Origin of the sequence: Streptomyces sp. NPDC001532 (assembly GCF_040298625.1) — a bacterium.
Classification (GTDB): Bacteria; Actinomycetota; Actinomycetes; order Streptomycetales; family Streptomycetaceae; genus Streptomyces.
Map to the genome: position 1 here is coordinate 24932 of NZ_JBEPAL010000025.1, position 15239 is coordinate 40170.

The 15239-nt window shown below is 73.4% G+C and carries 16 protein-coding genes; 12 read left to right on the top strand and 4 right to left on the bottom strand.

Translation table 11 applies throughout. The features are described from left to right. Nucleotides 1-85: 85 nt before the first annotated feature. From ABT232_RS22660 to ABT232_RS22690, 7 genes are all read left to right on the top strand, one after another. Complete coding sequence (locus ABT232_RS22660; protein WP_351842673.1) at nt 86-2737, top strand: winged helix-turn-helix domain-containing protein; 2652 nt, start codon at nt 86-88, stop codon at nt 2735-2737. Between the two features lie 254 nt (nt 2738-2991). Beyond that, nucleotides 2992-4620 carry an MFS transporter gene (locus tag ABT232_RS22665; RefSeq protein WP_351842675.1) on the top strand — a complete coding sequence of 543 codons (1629 nt, stop codon included), beginning with the start codon at nt 2992-2994 and terminating at the stop codon, nt 4618-4620. A 15-nt stretch (nt 4621-4635) separates the two neighbouring features. Beyond that, nucleotides 4636-5154, top strand: a complete 519-nt coding sequence (locus ABT232_RS22670; protein ID WP_351842677.1) for a hypothetical protein — start codon at nt 4636-4638, stop codon at nt 5152-5154. Between the two features lie 159 nt (nt 5155-5313). After that, nucleotides 5314-5511 (top strand): DUF8691 family protein, encoded by a 198-nt coding sequence (locus ABT232_RS22675; protein WP_351842679.1) that lies wholly within the window; start codon nt 5314-5316, stop codon nt 5509-5511. A 56-nt stretch (nt 5512-5567) separates the two neighbouring features. Continuing rightward, complete coding sequence (locus tag ABT232_RS22680; RefSeq protein WP_351842681.1) at nt 5568-6251, top strand: HdeD family acid-resistance protein; 684 nt, start codon at nt 5568-5570, stop codon at nt 6249-6251. 158 nt (nt 6252-6409) lie between these two features. Continuing rightward, on the top strand, nt 6410-6877 hold the full coding sequence (locus tag ABT232_RS22685) for an SHOCT domain-containing protein (protein ID WP_351842683.1): 468 nt from the start codon (nt 6410-6412) through the stop codon (nt 6875-6877). Nucleotides 6878-6931: 54 nt separating this feature from the next. Next, entirely contained in the window at nt 6932-7366 is a 435-nt protein-coding gene (locus tag ABT232_RS22690) for a DUF7144 family membrane protein (RefSeq protein ID WP_351842685.1), read from the top strand. Nucleotides 7367-7436: 70 nt separating this feature from the next. Here ABT232_RS22690 and ABT232_RS22695 read toward each other — a convergent pair whose 3' ends face one another. The 3 genes from ABT232_RS22695 to cds1 all read right to left on the bottom strand — a co-directional run bounded on the left by ABT232_RS22695 (nt 7437) and on the right by cds1 (nt 11090). Beyond that, on the bottom strand, nt 7437-8273 hold the full coding sequence (locus ABT232_RS22695; protein WP_351842687.1) for a class II glutamine amidotransferase: 837 nt from the start codon (nt 8271-8273) through the stop codon (nt 7437-7439). A 96-nt stretch (nt 8274-8369) separates the two neighbouring features. Then, nucleotides 8370-9719, bottom strand: coding sequence for a diacylglycerol/lipid kinase family protein (locus ABT232_RS22700; RefSeq protein WP_351842689.1), 1350 nt, complete (start codon nt 9717-9719; stop codon nt 8370-8372). 228 nt (nt 9720-9947) lie between these two features. Beyond that, nucleotides 9948-11090 carry an L-cysteine desulfhydrase Cds1 gene (cds1, locus tag ABT232_RS22705; protein WP_351842690.1) on the bottom strand — a complete coding sequence of 381 codons (1143 nt, stop codon included), beginning with the start codon at nt 11088-11090 and terminating at the stop codon, nt 9948-9950. A 346-nt stretch (nt 11091-11436) separates the two neighbouring features. On the opposite strand from cds1, the gene ABT232_RS22710 reads away from it, so the two are divergent. Together ABT232_RS22710 and ABT232_RS22715 are read left to right on the top strand one after the other, a co-directional pair. Further along, entirely contained in the window at nt 11437-11760 is a 324-nt protein-coding gene (locus ABT232_RS22710; protein WP_351842692.1) for a hypothetical protein, read from the top strand. A 181-nt stretch (nt 11761-11941) separates the two neighbouring features. Further along, nucleotides 11942-12487 carry an ATP-binding protein gene (locus ABT232_RS22715; RefSeq protein ID WP_351842694.1) on the top strand — a complete coding sequence of 182 codons (546 nt, stop codon included), beginning with the start codon at nt 11942-11944 and terminating at the stop codon, nt 12485-12487. Nucleotides 12488-12634: 147 nt separating this feature from the next. Here ABT232_RS22715 and ABT232_RS22720 read toward each other — a convergent pair whose 3' ends face one another. Continuing rightward, entirely contained in the window at nt 12635-12919 is a 285-nt protein-coding gene (locus ABT232_RS22720; RefSeq protein ID WP_351842831.1) for an SHOCT domain-containing protein, read from the bottom strand. A 162-nt stretch (nt 12920-13081) separates the two neighbouring features. Here ABT232_RS22720 and ABT232_RS22725 point away from each other — a divergent pair, with 162 nt between their 5' ends. The 3 genes from ABT232_RS22725 to ABT232_RS22735 are packed head-to-tail and all read left to right on the top strand — an operon-like array spanning nt 13082 to nt 15173. Next, nucleotides 13082-13654 carry a TetR/AcrR family transcriptional regulator gene (locus ABT232_RS22725; RefSeq protein ID WP_351842696.1) on the top strand — a complete coding sequence of 191 codons (573 nt, stop codon included), beginning with the start codon at nt 13082-13084 and terminating at the stop codon, nt 13652-13654. 11 nt (nt 13655-13665) lie between these two features. After that, complete coding sequence (locus ABT232_RS22730) at nt 13666-14250, top strand: DUF4865 family protein (protein ID WP_351842698.1); 585 nt, start codon at nt 13666-13668, stop codon at nt 14248-14250. Then, on the top strand, nt 14247-15173 hold the full coding sequence (locus tag ABT232_RS22735; protein ID WP_351842700.1) for a phosphotriesterase family protein: 927 nt from the start codon (nt 14247-14249) through the stop codon (nt 15171-15173). The genes ABT232_RS22730 and ABT232_RS22735 overlap by 4 nt, the downstream gene beginning before the upstream one ends. The last annotated feature ends 66 nt before the right edge of the window (nt 15174-15239 follow it).

Consider the following 15239-nt stretch of genomic DNA (forward strand, 5'->3'; position numbering starts at 1 on the left):
GACCCGTGTGCCCTCTGCGACGGGCGGGGTCGCGGGGAGGCTGTGATGCTGGGAGGGAAAGCACTGCCCGGATCAGGGAGAGGGGGTGCTGAGCGTCGTGGTCGGTGACGACATCTCTCGCGGACCCGCCGTCCCGTGCGTCGATCCGCTGGGCGATCCGTTCCTGCGGACCAGGTTCGCTCCACCCGCGAGACCGACGACCTTCCTGCGCCGTGAACGGCTGGTCGAGCAACTGGGCCGAGCGCTGGTGACCCCGCTGACGATGGTCAACGGCTCCGCCGGTGCGGGCAAGACCCTGCTGGTCGCCGACTGGGCCGCGGGTCTCGGGCAGCCGGTCGCCTGGCTCACCCTGGACACGGCGGTGCAGGCGCCGGGGATGTTCTGGGCCCATCTGCTCCAGGCGCTGCGGATCAGCGGTGTGGCGCTGCCGGACGGGATCGGTCCGCCCGCGGACGCGGGCCTGGTGGACCACACGCTGCTGACCCGGCTCGCCGCCGAGCTCAGCGGCCGTGACCGCCCGGCGATCGTGGTCCTCGACGAGTACGACCGCGTCACCGCCCCGGAGATCTCGCAGCAGCTGGAGTTCGTGCTGCACCATGCCGGACCCGGACTGACGCTGGTCCTCGTCACCCGTACCGAGCCGCTGCTGCCGCTGCACCGGTATCGCGCGGCCGGGGAGATCACCGAGATCCGCGACGCCCAGCTGGCCTTCACCCCGGACGAGGCGGTCGCCCTGCTGGCCCGGCACGGGCTGCGGCTGTCCGAGCCGGAGGCGGGCGCGCTGGTGGAGCGCACCCGGGGCTGGGCGGCCGGACTGCGGCTGTGCGCCCTGGCGGCGCAGCAGAGTCCGGACCCGGCGACGTATCTGAAGGAGTTCGAGGCCGGGCACAGCACGGTGGCGGACTTCCTGCTGGCGGAGGTGCTCAAGCGGCAGCCGCCGCGGACCCAGGACCTGCTGCTGCGCGTCAGCGTGCTGGACCGTTTCGGCGCCGAGCTGGCGAACGAGCTGACCGGGCAGGAGGACGGCGAGCCGATCCTCGCCGGACTGCACCGGGAGAACGCGTTCGTCGAGGACCTGGGGCACGGCTGGTACCGGCTCCATCCGCTGTTCCGCGAGATCCTCCGGGCGCATCTGCGGGAGCGTGCGCCCGGTCTGGAGCCGGAACTGCACCTGCGGGCAGCGCGGTGGGCGCGGCGGTCCGGTTCCCTGCCGGAGATGCTGGCCCACGGCGCCGCCGCGGGCGACTGGGAGTTCACCGCTCAGGCCCTCGTCGAGGACCTGGCGATCGGGCAGCTCTTCACCGGTCTGCGCTCCGACGAGCTGACCGAGCTGTTCTCCGGCATGGCCCCCGGCACCACGAGCCCGGCGACGGAGCTGGTCCGCGCGGCCTGCCATCTCTCCCGGTGCGAACTCGATCACGGGCTGGACCACCTCAGGCACGCCGGGGAACAGCTCACCGCAGGACCCTCCGACGCGGCGGCGCTCCAGCTGAGCCACGCCCTGCTGGAGACCGTCGCGGCCCGCCTGGCCGGCTCGCCCGGCCGGGCCGAGCGGGCCGCCCTGACGGCCCGGGAACTCCAGCAGGAGGTCCCCGCCCATCTGCTGGAGAAGCATCCGGAGCTGCCCGCTCTGCTGATGACGCAGCTGGGCTGCGCCCGGCTGTGGGCGGGCCGCTTCGAGGAGGCACGAGCGGCACTCACCGGCGTGGCCGGCGGTACCACCGGTGCCGCCACGGCGCTTCCCCGTGAGGAGTCCCTGGCGCATCTGGCGCTCATCGACTACCTCGACGGATGGCCGACCCGGGCGGAGCGCAAGGCCGTCGCGGCGCTGACCGAGACGGAGCGGTTCGGCCTGTCCCAGCCGGCGGGCTCGGGACTGGGCCGGCTGGTGCTGGCCGCCGTCGCGGTCGACCGCGACGAACTGGCCGAGGCCCAGGCGCTGCTCGACCAGACACCCCGGCACGCGGAGCGGGATCCGGTGGCGGCCGCGAGCCGCTCCATCGCCGCGGCCCGTCTGCTGCTGGCCCGGGGCAGGTCCCGCGCCGCCCTGGCGGCCGCCGAGTCGGCCGTGGCGACCGACGTGGACTCCCCGTGGGCCCTGAGCCAGGCCGCGCTGGTCGCCTCGGCCGCCCATCTGGCCGAGGGCCGCCCGGACGCGGCGGCCGAGGTGCTGGAACCGGTGGCCGCCGAACAGCCGTCCTGCGCGGTCGGCGCGGCGCGGGCCCGGCTCGCGGCGGGTGACCACGGCGCGGCGCTGCGGCTGCTCGACGCCGTCGGCGCCGAGGGGCGCGCGGGACCGGCGGTCCTCGTCCGCGCCACGCTGCTGCGGGCCCAGGCCGCGAACGCCGCGGGTGACGTGGCGTCCGCCCGCCGGCTGCTCGCCCAGTCGCTCACGGAGGCACGGCGCGAGAGGCTGCGGCGGCCGTTCTCGGAGGCGGGCGCGTGGCTCGGCTCGTATCTCGGCAGCGGGCCCTTGCGGCAGCTGGCGGCGGGCTGGCTGGATCCGGCGGCAGCGGGCGGCGAGCAGCCCGAGCCACTGCTGGTGGAGCAGCTGAGCGGACGTGAGCTGGACGTGCTGCGGCGGCTCGCCCAGATGATGTCGGCCGAGGACATCGCCGCCGACCTCCATGTGTCCGTGAACACGGTGAAGACCCACCTGAAGAGCGTCTACCGGAAGCTGGCGGTGAACCGGCGCAACGACGCCGTGCGGCGGGCCCGGGAACTGGGTCTGTTGTGACGCGAGGGCACGCGCCGGCCCGGACACCACGACGCCCTGGAGCCTGCCGCGACGGCACGCGTGGGCCCCGGACGCCACAACTCCCTGGCGCCTCGCCCGCCGGTACCCCCAGGGCCTCGCCCGCCGGTCCTCTCGCCCGTGAGGGGTGAGGCACCGCGGACGGGGCCGGGATGTGATGGATGCGGTGGCGGGCTCGGCGCCCGCCGCCCGGGCGCCGGTCGAGGCGGCCCGGGCCGACTCGGCGAGGTGGAAGCGTGAAGCGCTGGCGGGCTCTGATCGTCCTGGGGACAGCCCAGTTCCTGATGGTGCTGGACACCGCCGTGATGAACGTGTCCATCAGCCAGCTGGTCGAGGACTTCGACACCGAGGTCACGGCGATCCAGGCCGTCATCACGCTCTACGCCCTGGTCATGGCCGCCTTCATGATCACCGGCGGCCGTCTGGGCGACATCGTGGGACGCCGGCGCCTGTTCCTGATCGGGATGGCCGTCTACGGCACCGGTTCCGCGCTGACCGCCGTGGCCCCCACCCTGTGGATGCTGGCCCTGGGCTGGTCCGTCATCGAGGGGCTCGGGGCCGCGATGGTGCTGCCCGCCATGGCGGCCCTGGTCGCCGAGTCGTACCGCGAGCGCGACCGGACGGTGGCGTACGGCGTCATCGGCGGCCTCGCCGGCGCGGGGATCGCGGTCGGCCCGCTGCTCGGCGGCTGGGTGACCACGTATCTCACCTGGCGTCTGGTCTTCGCGGGCGAGGTCGTGGTGGTGCTCGCCGTGCTGATCGGCCACCGGGCGATCAGCGAGGCGCCGCGCGCCGGTCCGCGCCCCCGGCTGGACGTCGTCGGCTCCGTTCTCTCGGCGGCCGGACTGGCGCTCGGTGTGCTCGGGGTGCTGCAGAGCAGTTCCTGGGGCTGGGTCGAGCCGCGCAACCCGCCCTTCACGGTGCTGGGCTTCGCGCCGACGCTGTTCGTCGTCGGCGCCGGTGTGGCGGTGCTCGCCGTGTTCGTGCGCTGGCAGCGGCGGCGCGAGGCGCGGGGCGCCGAGCCGCTGGTCCATCTGCCGCTGCTGCACAGGCCGGCGCTGCGCTCCGGGCTGCTGACGCTGGTGAGCCAGAACCTCATCCTGCTCGGACTGTTCTTCACCATCCCGCTCTACCTCCAGGTGGTGCAGGGCTTCGACGCGTTCGAGACCGGGCTTCGGCTGCTGCCCGTCTCGGTGACCATGCTCGCGGCCTCCATGAGCGGTCCCCTGCTGGGCCGGGTGGCCGGGCCGCGCCGGGTGGTCCGGCTCGCCCTGGTGACCCTGACCGGGTCCGTCGTGTGGCTGCTGGCGACCATCGACCCGGTCCTCGACGACGCCCAGTTCGCCGGCGCCCTGTCGCTGCTCGGGCTCGGCATGGGACTGCTCGCCTCGCAACTGGGCAACGTCGTGCAGTCCAGCGTCGGCGAGGCCGAGCGCAGCGAGGTCGGCGGCCTCCAGTACACGGCGCAGAACCTGGGTTCCGCGCTGGGCACCGCGCTCATCGGGTCGCTGCTCATCGGCGCGCTCGCGCACGCCTTCCTCACGAACGTGGAGGACGATCCGAGACTGTCGGAGCAGACCCGCGAGGAGGCCGGGGTCGCGCTGGAGGCCGGTGTCTCCTTCGTCTCCACCGACCAGGTGCGGGCGGCGGCCGAACGGGCCGGGCTGCCGCCGTCCGAGGTCACGGCCGTCACCGAGTCCTACGCCTCCGCCCAGCTGGACGGCCTCAGAGCGGCGATCCTCGCCACCGGCGGGCTGACCCTGGCCAGTTTCCTGGTCACCCCGCATCTGCCGGCCGACCGGGCACGGCGTCCCGCGCGCACCGGTCCCGGCGGCGGTGCCGAGGCCGCCGCTCCCCCGCGCTGACCCCGAGAGGCTGCCATGTCCAGAACCGACTTGCCGTCCGGGCCGGCCCGCCGGACGGAACGCAGGGCCCACGCGGACTACACGGGCGGCGTCTACGGCTCCATGCTCGCCGCCTCCGTGGTGATCGGCGCCGGCACCCTGGGCGACTTCCCGCGCGCGGAAGTGGTCCTGCTGCTGCTCCTGACCGGCCTGGTCTTCTGGGTGGCGCATGTGCACGCCCAGCTGTTCGGTGCCCGTCTGGCCCAGCACGGGCTGGACCGCCGGACCGTGCTGCACGTGTGCCGCGACGAGTGGCCGATCGTCAAGGCGGCGGTTCCGCCGGCGGTGGCGGTCGCCGTCAGCCCGCTGCTGGGGCTGGATGTGTCGGGGGCGCTGTGGCTCGCCCTCTCGGTGGCGGTGACCGGACAGGTGGGCTGGTCCGTGGCCGCGGCGCGACGGGCCGGCGCCTCGGGCCGCCAGACGGCCCTCACCGCCTCGGTCAACCTGTTCCTCGGTCTGCTGATCGTCCTTCTCAAGATCGTCCTGACCCACTGATCCACTGATCCACTGATCCACTGACTCTGGCCCACGGACACCGCGAGGAGCGGCGAACGCCCGGTCACCTGCGCAGGGTGAGGTGCGACCGTGCCCGCGGCGGCACGATGATGCCTACGGCGCAGCAGGTCTGCCATCGGCTGTCGGCGGGAGCAGCACATGCGCTACGAGATTCGCGTCGAGGGACACTTGTCCGAGACGCTGGTGAGGGTCTTCCCGGAGCTGAACCACGTGGTGATGTCCGGGCAGACCGTGCTGTACGGGCCCGTCGTCGACGAGGCCCACCTCTACGGGCTGCTGGCCCGTTGCCAGTCGCTGGGCCTGCGCGTGCTGGAGATGCGGCAGATGCCCGACTGAGGTCTCGGCTGAAGTGCGGCGGTCCGCGGTACGACCGCGGCATGCGAGGAGGAGCCATGGACATGTCGCGTGGTCCGGCACCGCACACCCACCCCGAACCCGAACCGCCACCCGTCCCGGGGTCCGCCGGACCGGCCGCGCCCGGCCCCGGCGGTGATCCCGCGCGGCTGCTGGCCGAGCTGGGCAGCTCCTGGACCTGGTTGCTGGGCATGGCGCTGGTGTCGCTGGTACCGGGCGTCCTCGCCCTGGTCTGGCCGGACGAGACCCTGCACGTCCTGGCCGTGATCGTCGGCCTGTACCTGCTCGCGGCGGGCGTGTTCCGCTTCGTCTCCGCGTTCGGCAAGGGGCACGGCGGCGGATTCGCGGGCGTGCTGATCGCGATGCTGTACGTCCTGGCCGGCGTGCTGTGTCTGCGGGACCCGTTGCAGACCATCGCCGCGCTCTCGCTGATCGTCGGTGCCGTCTGGCTGGTCACCGGCATGCTGACCGCCTGGGCGGCCCTCGCCACCAAGGACCTGCCGCACCGCGGTGCCGTCCTCGGGGCCGCGGCGCTCGGCATCGTCGCGGGCGTCGTGGTGCTGGCCCTGCCCACGGAGTCCGCACTCGCGCTGACCCGGCTGCTCGGGCTGTGGCTGCTGCTGCTCGGCCTCGCCGAACTGGGCGTCGCCTTCGCCTGGCGGGCCGCGCTGCGCCGGGCCCGCGCCACCGCACCGGTGGACGCCGGACCGCCGGGGGCCTGAGGACAAGGGGGTCCACCCGCCCTGAAGGGAGTTCACCCGCCCTGAGGGTTCATCCGCCCTGAGGGACTTCACCCGCCCTGGGTGAGGCGGTCCGCGCGGTGGTGCGGACGCTGGGGGAAGCGGGCCGAGGAGCCTGCCGGCCGAGACGGAGGACAACGATGAACAACCCCGTGTACCTCGCCTACGACTATCCGCTCCTGAGCATGTTCTGGACCATGCTGTGGTTCTTCCTGTGGATCATGTGGTTCATCCTGCTCTTCCGGATCATCGGCGACATCTTCCGCGACGACACCCTGGGCGGCTGGGGCAAGACCGGCTGGCTGATCTTCGTCATCGTGCTGCCGTTCCTCGGCGTCTTCGTCTACCTCATCGCCCGCGGCAAGGACATGGGCCGTCGTGAGATCACGCACGCCCAGGCACAGCAGAAGGCGTTCGACGACTACGTCCGTGAGAGGGCCGGCGAGAGCGGCCGGCGCTCCAGCGCCGACGAGCTCGCCAGGCTGGCGGAGATGCGCACCCGTGGCGACATCTCGGAGGAGGAGTTCCGCCGGGCCAAGGAGCTCGTCCTGAGCGACGCCGGACCGTCGGCCCGCCCCGGCGGCACCGGCGCGTCCTCCGCCACCTGAGTTCGCACGCACGGCACAGGAAGACACAACGACACAAGGAAACGAGGCAGAGCGATGGCCACCACACACACGCCGCACGGGCGCAGGACGAGAGATGCGTGGGCCACGGGTCTGATGGTCTTCGGCGCCACCCTGCTCACGATCGCCGGGATCCTCGACATCCTCCGCGGCATCATGGCGATCGCCGAGGACGACGTCTTCGTCAGCACCGCCGACTACGTCTTCCAGTTCGATCTCACCGGCTGGGGCTGGATCCATCTCGCCCTGGGCGTGATCGCCGTGGTCATCGGCTTCGGCATGTTCCAGGGCGCGACCTGGGCGCGGATCGGCGGAGTGGCCGTCGCCGGCCTGATCATCGTCGCCAACTTCCTCTCGCTGCCGTACTACCCGGTGTGGTCGGTCGTCATGATCGCGATGTCCGCGTTCATCATCTGGGCCCTGTGCGTGGCGCGCAGCGACTCCTACGACGACCCGTTCGCCCGGGGCTGACCGAGGCGGGCACACGGCACGTCACCCCGCGGGTCCGCGGGGTGACGTGCCAGGTCCGCCGGGTGACTCGTCAGGTCTGCGGGGTGAACGGGAACAGTTCGTCCGCCCCCGGCTGCACGACTCCCCAGCTGCTCTCGGGCACCTCGTTCCAGGCTCCCGGCAGATCGCCCAGGGGCTCGGAGACGACGAGGCGGGTGTCGTCGGACACGTCCCGCAGGAAGGCCATGTCGGGGTGGAGTTCCCGCAGGGTCTCCACGCGGGTGCTGTAGTACAGCGTGCGTGAGGCGCCCTGGCTGGAGTATCTGAAGGCCCACAGCCGTCGTCCGTCGGACACCGCGACGGTCATCTGGAGCGGGAACTCCACTCCGTGCCGGTGCCCTGTCTCCTCCACCAGACCCGCCATGCGCGCGACAGCGCCCGGCGGGTCCTCCTCGAGTCCGAGGGTCAGGGCGAGGAAGAACATCGTCTCGGAGTCCGTCGTGCCCTCGATGTCCAGGAAGAGTTCCGGGTCGACGGCCATGGTCAGATCGCGGCGCAGGCGGTGGAAGTCGGTGATCGAGCCGTTGTGCATCCACATCCACCGGCCACGGCGGAACGGGTGACAGTTGGTCTGCTGCACGGCGGTGCCGGTGGAGGCCCGGATGTGCGCGAAGAACAGCGGCGAGTGCACGTGCCCGGCGATCTCCCGCAGGTTGCGGTCGCTCCACGCCGGTCCGGTCTCCCGGAAGACGGCGGGGGTCCGCGTACCGTCGTCGGTCTCGTACCAGCCGACGCCGAAGCCGTCGCCGTTGGTCGTCTCGACGCCCATACGGGCGTGCAGGCTCTGGTCGATCAGCGAGTGCGCGGGCCGGTAGAGGATGGTCTCGAGCAGAACGGGTGTCCCCGAGTAGGCAAGCCATCGGCACATGGGCTTCCGCCTTCCTGGTGTTCGGGTCTTGGGGTTTTCCGGTCTTCGGGTCTTCCGCCCTTTCGGTCATGTGGTCGTATGGACGTCTCGGGCCGGTCAGGCCGGTCGAGTGGGTCGAGCTGGTCGGCCCAGCGCGAGTCGGGTGACGTGCGGCCAGTCGGCCGTCGTACCGCTCGGCGGAGTTCCGGGGCGGTCGCGCGGGACGCGGACCCGCAGTGCTCCCGGTGCCGTGCGGCAGACCACCGGCGCGGGCAGCAGCACGTGTTCGCCGTCGATGCCGGCCGGGACGGTGGCCGTGTCCGCCTCCACGGTCACCTCCTTCGCGGTGAGCCTCAGCAGGCCGCCGGAGCGGCCCCCGCGCACCGCCCCGACCGCCTGGGCCGTGCTCGTGACCCGCACGCCCAGCAGGCCGAGCAGCCCGGAGTCGAGCCGCTCCCGGCGTCCGGGACGGGCCGCGTCGAGGGCGCGCAGATAGGGGTTGTTGCTGACGAGCAGCGCCTGCAGCCCGTCGGCGCGGGTGTCACCGGCCCGCATCCGCAGCCGGGGCGCGTCCGGGCCCGTGAGAAGGCCGGGCAGCATCCGCAGGCCGGTGCGTGTCTTCCGGCCACGGTAGTCGGGGTCGGCGACGACGGCCGCGTACGTGCCGAAGGAGGCGTTGTTGACGAACACCCGGTCGGCGGCGAAGCCGAGGTCGACGCGGAGTTCGACGCCGTCGGCGAGGGCGTCCAGGGCCGCCGCCGGGTCGTCGCGGTCGAGGCCGAGGTCGAGGGCGAAGTGGTTGCGGGTGCCGGCCGGGATCACCATGAAGGGAACGTCGTGCCGGGCCGCCACCTCGGCGACCAGGGCCTGTGTGCCGTCACCGCCCGCCACCGCCAGCAGGTCGGCGCCCTCGGCCACGGCCTGCCGGGCGAGTTCGGCCACGTCCTGCCGCTCGGCGCCGCCGAGCAGCACGACGCGGGCACCCGCCGCCCGTGCCTTCTCCGCGAGGTGGAAGCGGGCGACCTTGCCGCCGCCGGAGCGTGGGTTCATCAGGATCCACGGGCGGCGCGGCACCGCGGCGGGCGGACCGCCGCCGCGCGTGGTGGGCCGGGGCGTCACCGCGGTCCGGGCCGCCGCCATGGCCAGCACCCACAGGGCGAGGGACAGCAGGGCCGGGCCCAGCGTGCCGGTCGCGGCGAACAGCGCGGGCACGGCGAGGGGGGTGACCAGGCAGAGTGCCGCTCCGGCCGTCCGCACCACGCCGGTGTGGGCCAGGGTCCACCACATCCCGACGGCGACGAGGGCGAGTGCGGCGCCACCGGCCACGGCCCACAGGAGGCCGCGCAGCCCGGCGGTCACGAGCGGCACCACCGCGCTCGCGGCCAGGGCGAGCAGGGCCAGTCGCGCCCATCCGGCGCGGCCCTGACCGGCGCTGCCTCCGGCGCGGGCCGCCGGCCTCGCCGTCATCGTCGGCCGCGTGCTCGCGAGGGGTGTGCGGCGGTCATCCTGCTGCCTCGCTTTCTGCGCGGTCCGGGCGTTCGGCCACCGGCCCGCGGGGGGACGGGGGCGGCCCGGCGGGTTCGTCGACGCCGGTGTGAGCCCTCTTCACCGTGCGCACAACCGGCCCGGCGCGTCCTCACCCGCCTCGGGTGAGGACGCCGCTCACCGCCGGGGCGGCTCTCGCCCGCGCGAGGCTCAGTCGGGCCAGACCCCGGTCGCCAGCAGCGACTCGATGGCGGCCGTGTACGGCGCGATGTCCAGGCCCTGCTCGGCGAGCCAGGCGTCGGAGTAGTACTTGTCGAGGTAGCGGTCGCCCGGGTCGCACAGCAGGGTGACCACGCTGCCCCGACGGCCCTCCGCGACCATCTCGGCGACGATCTTCAGCGCGCTCCACAGGCCGGTGCCGGTCGAGCCGCCCGCCTTGCGGCCGATGGTCCGCTCCAGGGCGCGGACGGCGGCGACGCTCGCCGCGTCCGGGACCTTCATCATCCGGTCGACGGCGCCGGGCACGAAGCTCGGTTCCATCCGGGGCCGGCCGATGCCCTCGATACGGGAGCCGCAGTCGCAGGTGACGTCCGGGTCGCCGGTCGTCCAGCCCTCGAAGAAGCAGGAGTTCTCCGGGTCGGCGACGCAGACGCGCGTGTCGTACTGCATGTAGTGCACGTAGCGGGCGATGGTCGCGGACGTGCCGCCGGTGCCCGCGGTGGCGACGATCCAGGCGGGCTCCGGGAACCGCTCCAGGTGCAGCTGGCGGAAGATCGACTCGGCGATGTTGTTGTTGCCGCGCCAGTCCGTGGCGCGCTCCGCGTAGGTGAACTGGTCCATGTAGTGGCCGCCGGTCTCGGCGGCGAGGCGGGCGGACTCCTCGTACATGGTGCGCGAGTCGTCGACGAAGTGGCAGCGTCCACCGTGGAACTCGATGAGCCGGATCTTCTCGGCGCTCGTCGTGCGCGGCATGACGGCGATGAAGGGCACACCGATCAGCTTGGCGAAGTACGCCTCGGATACGGCCGTCGAGCCGCTGGACGCCTCGATCACCGGGCGGTCGGGGCGGACCCATCCGTTGCACAGGCCGTAGAGGAAGAGCGAGCGGGCGAGGCGGTGTTTGAGGCTGCCGGTCGGGTGGGTCGACTCGTCCTTCAGATACAGGTCGATGCCCCAGGCCTCCGGCAGCGGGAAGCGGAGCAGATGGGTGTCGGCCGACCGGTTGGCGTCGGCCTGCACCTTGCGGACGGCCTCTTTCAGCCAGGTGCGGTAGGCCGCGTCGCTGTGGTCGACGTCCAGGGTGTCGAGGGTGACGCCCGTGCTGGGCTGCTGGGAGGTGCGGGTGGTGCTCACGGCGGGCTCCTTACGCTGCGCGCCGACGGCGCGTCGCGCGGCCGACACACCGACTATAGACAGCTTCGGCACGCTTCTCACCTGCATAAACGCATCTTTGGGGGCCTCAAAGCAGGCCTGCGGGAACGACTGCTCGAAGGCGGCGGGACGGGTGCGCGCCAGGGCCCGAGCGGCTGCTCGAAGGGGGCGGTCGGGTGGTGTGTGGGGGCGCATTCGGGCGAGTGCTCCGGGTGTCCGGTGCGCCCGGCACATGCGTACTGGTGCTCGGTGCGAGGGCGGGGCAGACTGCACCGGAGCGGGCGGGTACCGCACGCGGGGACCACGTGTGACGAGGGGGCAGGAGGGCATGGGGGAGCCGGAGTTCACGGCCAGGGGAGTGCGTATCGGCAAGGGCCTGCGCTCGCTCACCCGCGCCGGGCAGATCCGGATCAGAGGTGGCCGGCTGGAGTTGCTGACCAGTTACGGCAGCGAGATCGACAGCGCGCCCGTGCAGGCGGTACGGGCCTCCAGGCCCTGGTTCGGCTCCGAGGGCCGCGCGCTCGCCGACGTCAACGGCACGCGTTATCTGCTGAGGCTGGGCGAGCACGACCCCGCGCCGGGCGAGCCGGGCCCGCCCGCGGCGCGCCGGTTCATCGAGGCGGTGCGCAGGGCGGCGGGGCGCGGCGACTGATGACCGCGAGTTGCGCCGCCGCACCCCCTGGGTCACTCTGGTCTCACGTCACTCTGGGTTTACCGGCGATAACGCTGCGAACCAGCCCGCCGGCCACGACAGCAGGCGGCCGTTGCACGCAGGCTCTCTGCTGGATCCGAACTCCGTGTTCTTCCGGACCTCACGTCGGGGAGTCGCAGCCGTGATCAGTCACCCAAGCAGGCACTGCACGGTGGAGCTCCAAGCCCTGCCGTCGCGGATCGGCCAAGTCCGCAGAATCGTTTCAGCGCAGTTGCGCTACTGGCATATGGACGCCCTCATAGACCGGGCGGCGCTCGGTGTGACAGAACTGCTCACCAACGTCCACCGCCACGCCCAGCCCGACAAGATGTGCACCGTGGAGATCGAGCTGCTGCTCGATCGGCTCACGGTCTCGGTGCGCGACCACGACCCCCGCCTGCCGGTGGTCGAGGACGCCGAGTCGCTGGCCACCTGCGGGCGCGGGCTCGCCATGGTGGCCGCCGTCAGCGAGAGCTGGGGCGCGCGGCCCGACGGCGAGCGGGGAAAGGTCGTCTGGTTCACCCTGCCGGCGCCCACCCCGACACAGGCGGCGCCACCGCGCCCGCCGCAGCGCGCGACCGCGGAGCCACCGGCGCACCGCTTCCCGGAGGTCGAGCCCCTCGGCCCCGTGGAGCCCGCCGAGGCACTACCCGCACACGCTCCCGCCCGGTCGGCCGTTCCCGGCTGACCGGGCGGTGAGGGGGGCGCCCGCCGGGCGCCCTTCCTCGCACCCAGGTGCCGTCGCGCGCCCTCCCGCACCACACCCCTCCGCGCGGCACCCCTCCGCGCGGCACCCCTCCGCGCGGCACCCCTCCGCGCGGCACGCCGCGGGCGCTCAGAGCACGCCGCCCTTGCCCGTACGGCCGAACTGCTCGTCCAGCACGGACAGCCGGCGCCAGTACTCCTCCTCGCCGATCTCGCCGGAGGCGAAGCGGCGGCCGAGGACGGCGATGGGTGAGGTGCGGTCCACGGCCGGCCGCCAGGGTCCGCCGCCGCGTCCGCGCCACCCGGTGCGGCGCAGCAGCGTGATGCCGCCGATCACGACGGCCGCCCAGATCAGCGGGAAGAACAGGATCCACGGCCCCGGTCCGCCGTCGCCGAGGTGCGCCAAGGTCTGCATCACGAGTCATCTCCCGAGTCGGTACATCCGGTGGGTCGACGCCTCCACACTCGCCGCCGACAGCGGTCCTGGTCGTCGTACGGCCGACGACAGTGCGCGTACCCCGCGGGGAGTAGCTGCGCCCCATGGATTCTGTAACTACTGGTATGTACAGTAGGCGCCATGAGCACCTCGGAGCGACTGATCGAGTCCACCCGCGAACTGCTGTGGGAGCGCGGCTACGTGGGCACCAGCCCGAAGGCGATCCTGGAGCGGGCGGGCGCCGGGCAGGGCAGCATGTACCACCACTTCAAGGGCAAGCCGGATCTCGCGCTGGCCGCGATCCGGCGGACGGCGGAGGAGATGCGGGCCGCCGCCGAACGAGCGCTCGGCGGGACCGGGACGCCGTACGAGCGGATCGAGGCGTATCTGCGGCGGGAGCGCGATGTGCTGCGCGGCTGTCCCGTGGGCCGGCTGACCATGGACCCGGACGTCGTCGCCAGCGACGAACTGCGCGCACCCGTCGACGAGACGCTCGACTGGCTGCGCGAACGGCTCGCCGGGATCGTCCGGGAGGGGCAGGCGCGGGGCGAGTTCGCGTCCTCGCTCGACAGCGAGGAGATCGCCGCGGCGATCGTCGCGACCGTCCAGGGCGGGTACGTCCTCGCCCGCGCCTCCGGCTCCCCGTCCGCCTTCGACGCGGGAGTGAGCGGCCTGCTCTCACTGCTCGCGCCGTCCGCCGAACCCACCGCCTGAGGAGACGTTCCGTGCACGCGATGCAGTACGAGGTCACCCTGCCCGCCGACTACGACATGGACGTCGTCCGCGCCCGCGTGGCCCGGCTCGGACATCTCCTCGACGGCTGGGAGGGCCTGGGGTTCAAGGCGTATCTGATGCGGGAGCGCGGGGTGGACGGCTCGCCGGTCAACCAGTACGCGCCGTTCTACCTGTGGAACACGGTGGAGGGCATGAACGCCTTCCTCTGGGGCGGCGGTTTCCAGGGCCTGAGCGACGACTTCGGGCGGCCCGCGATACGCCAGTGGACCGGCCTGGCGTACGAGGAGGGCCGCGCCGCCGGTGCCGCCGCGCGGGTCGCGGTGCGGGACCGGCGGCCGGTTCCGGAAGGGGCCGCGGTCGGCGAGGCCGCCGAGGAGGCGGTGCGCGCGGCGGCACGGCTCGCCGCCCTGGACGGCGCGGTGTGCGCGGCGGCGGCCGTGGACACCGGGCGCTGGGAGCTGGTCCTCTTCTCGCTCTGGGCGCGGGACGCGCCGCGGACGGACGGCGAGGTGTTCCAGGTGCTGCATCTGTCGGCGCCGGAGCGGGCCCGGCTGCCGCGGGGACGCCAGTGGTGAGCACGGCCCGGACGGCCCGCACGGTCCGTACGGTTCTCGGGGACGTACGCCCCGAGGAGCTGGGCGTCTGCGACGCGCACGACCACCTGTTCCTGTCCGTCCCTCAGCTGTCCGGCCAGGAGCTGCGGGACGCCCGTGCCGCCCGCGCCGAGCTGGCCGCGTTCCGCGCGGCGGGCGGTGACAGCGTGGTGCAGTGGACGCCGTACGGGCTGGGGCGCCGGGCCGCCGACCTGGCCGCGCTGTCGCGGGAGACCGGGGTGCGGGTGGTGGCGGCGACGGGGCTGCACCAGGCCGTCCACTACGACGCGAGCGTCCTCGACGGGCTGCGCACCCGGCTCGCCGAGGTGTTCGTGGCCGAACTGACCGAGGGCATCGGCGCGTCGGGGGTCCGCGCGGGGCTGATCAAGGTGGCGGGCGGCTTCCACTCCCTCGACGAGCACGCCCGCTGGACGATGACCGCGGCGGCCGAGGCGCATCATGCGACCGGCGCGCCCATCGCCGTCCACCTGGAGCTGGGCACCGGCGCGCTCGATGTGCTCGACCTGCTGTGCGGCGAGCTGGGCGTGCCTGCGCACCGGGTGATCCTGGGCCACCTCAACCGCTCCCCCGACGCCGTGACGCACCGCCGGGCCGCCGAGGCGGGCGCGTACCTCGCCTTCGACGGCCCCTCCCGCGCCCATCACGCCACCGACTGGCGGATGCCGGACGCCGTGCGGCGGCTGGCCGACGCCGGCTTCGCCGACCGGCTGCTGCTCGGCGGTGACACCACGACCGCCGACGCCCGCTCGGTGTGCGGCGGTCCGGGGATGCCGTATCTGCTGCGCCGGGTGCGGCCGAGGCTGGAGGCGGAACTGAGGGTGGAGACGGTGTCACTGATCCTGTCGGGCAACCCCGGCCGGGCGTTCGCGGTGGACTGGCCCTGACCCCGTGCTCGTCGCGTGCCGCGCCCGTGACGTGGCCCGATCCTGTCGGCCGCTGTCCCGGACGGC

What these genes read in the sequence shown, in the direction of transcription:
- ABT232_RS22700 (WP_351842689.1), bottom strand. Translation starts at nt 9,719, where the DNA reads ATGACGGCGAGGCCGGCGGCCCGCGCCGGAGGCAGCGCCGGTCAGGGC.
- ABT232_RS22725 (WP_351842696.1), top strand. Translation starts at nt 13,082, where the DNA reads ATGAGCACCTCGGAGCGACTGATCGAGTCCACCCGCGAACTGCTGTGG.
- ABT232_RS22670 (WP_351842677.1), top strand. Translation starts at nt 4,636, where the DNA reads ATGTCCAGAACCGACTTGCCGTCCGGGCCGGCCCGCCGGACGGAACGC.
- ABT232_RS22690 (WP_351842685.1), top strand. Translation starts at nt 6,932, where the DNA reads ATGGCCACCACACACACGCCGCACGGGCGCAGGACGAGAGATGCGTGG.
- ABT232_RS22675 (WP_351842679.1), top strand. Translation starts at nt 5,314, where the DNA reads ATGCGCTACGAGATTCGCGTCGAGGGACACTTGTCCGAGACGCTGGTG.
- ABT232_RS22695 (WP_351842687.1), bottom strand. Translation starts at nt 8,273, where the DNA reads ATGTGCCGATGGCTTGCCTACTCGGGGACACCCGTTCTGCTCGAGACC.
- ABT232_RS22680 (WP_351842681.1), top strand. Translation starts at nt 5,568, where the DNA reads ATGGACATGTCGCGTGGTCCGGCACCGCACACCCACCCCGAACCCGAA.
- ABT232_RS22720 (WP_351842831.1), bottom strand. Translation starts at nt 12,919, where the DNA reads ATGCAGACCTTGGCGCACCTCGGCGACGGCGGACCGGGGCCGTGGATC.
- ABT232_RS22685 (WP_351842683.1), top strand. Translation starts at nt 6,410, where the DNA reads ATGAACAACCCCGTGTACCTCGCCTACGACTATCCGCTCCTGAGCATG.
- ABT232_RS22710 (WP_351842692.1), top strand. Translation starts at nt 11,437, where the DNA reads ATGGGGGAGCCGGAGTTCACGGCCAGGGGAGTGCGTATCGGCAAGGGC.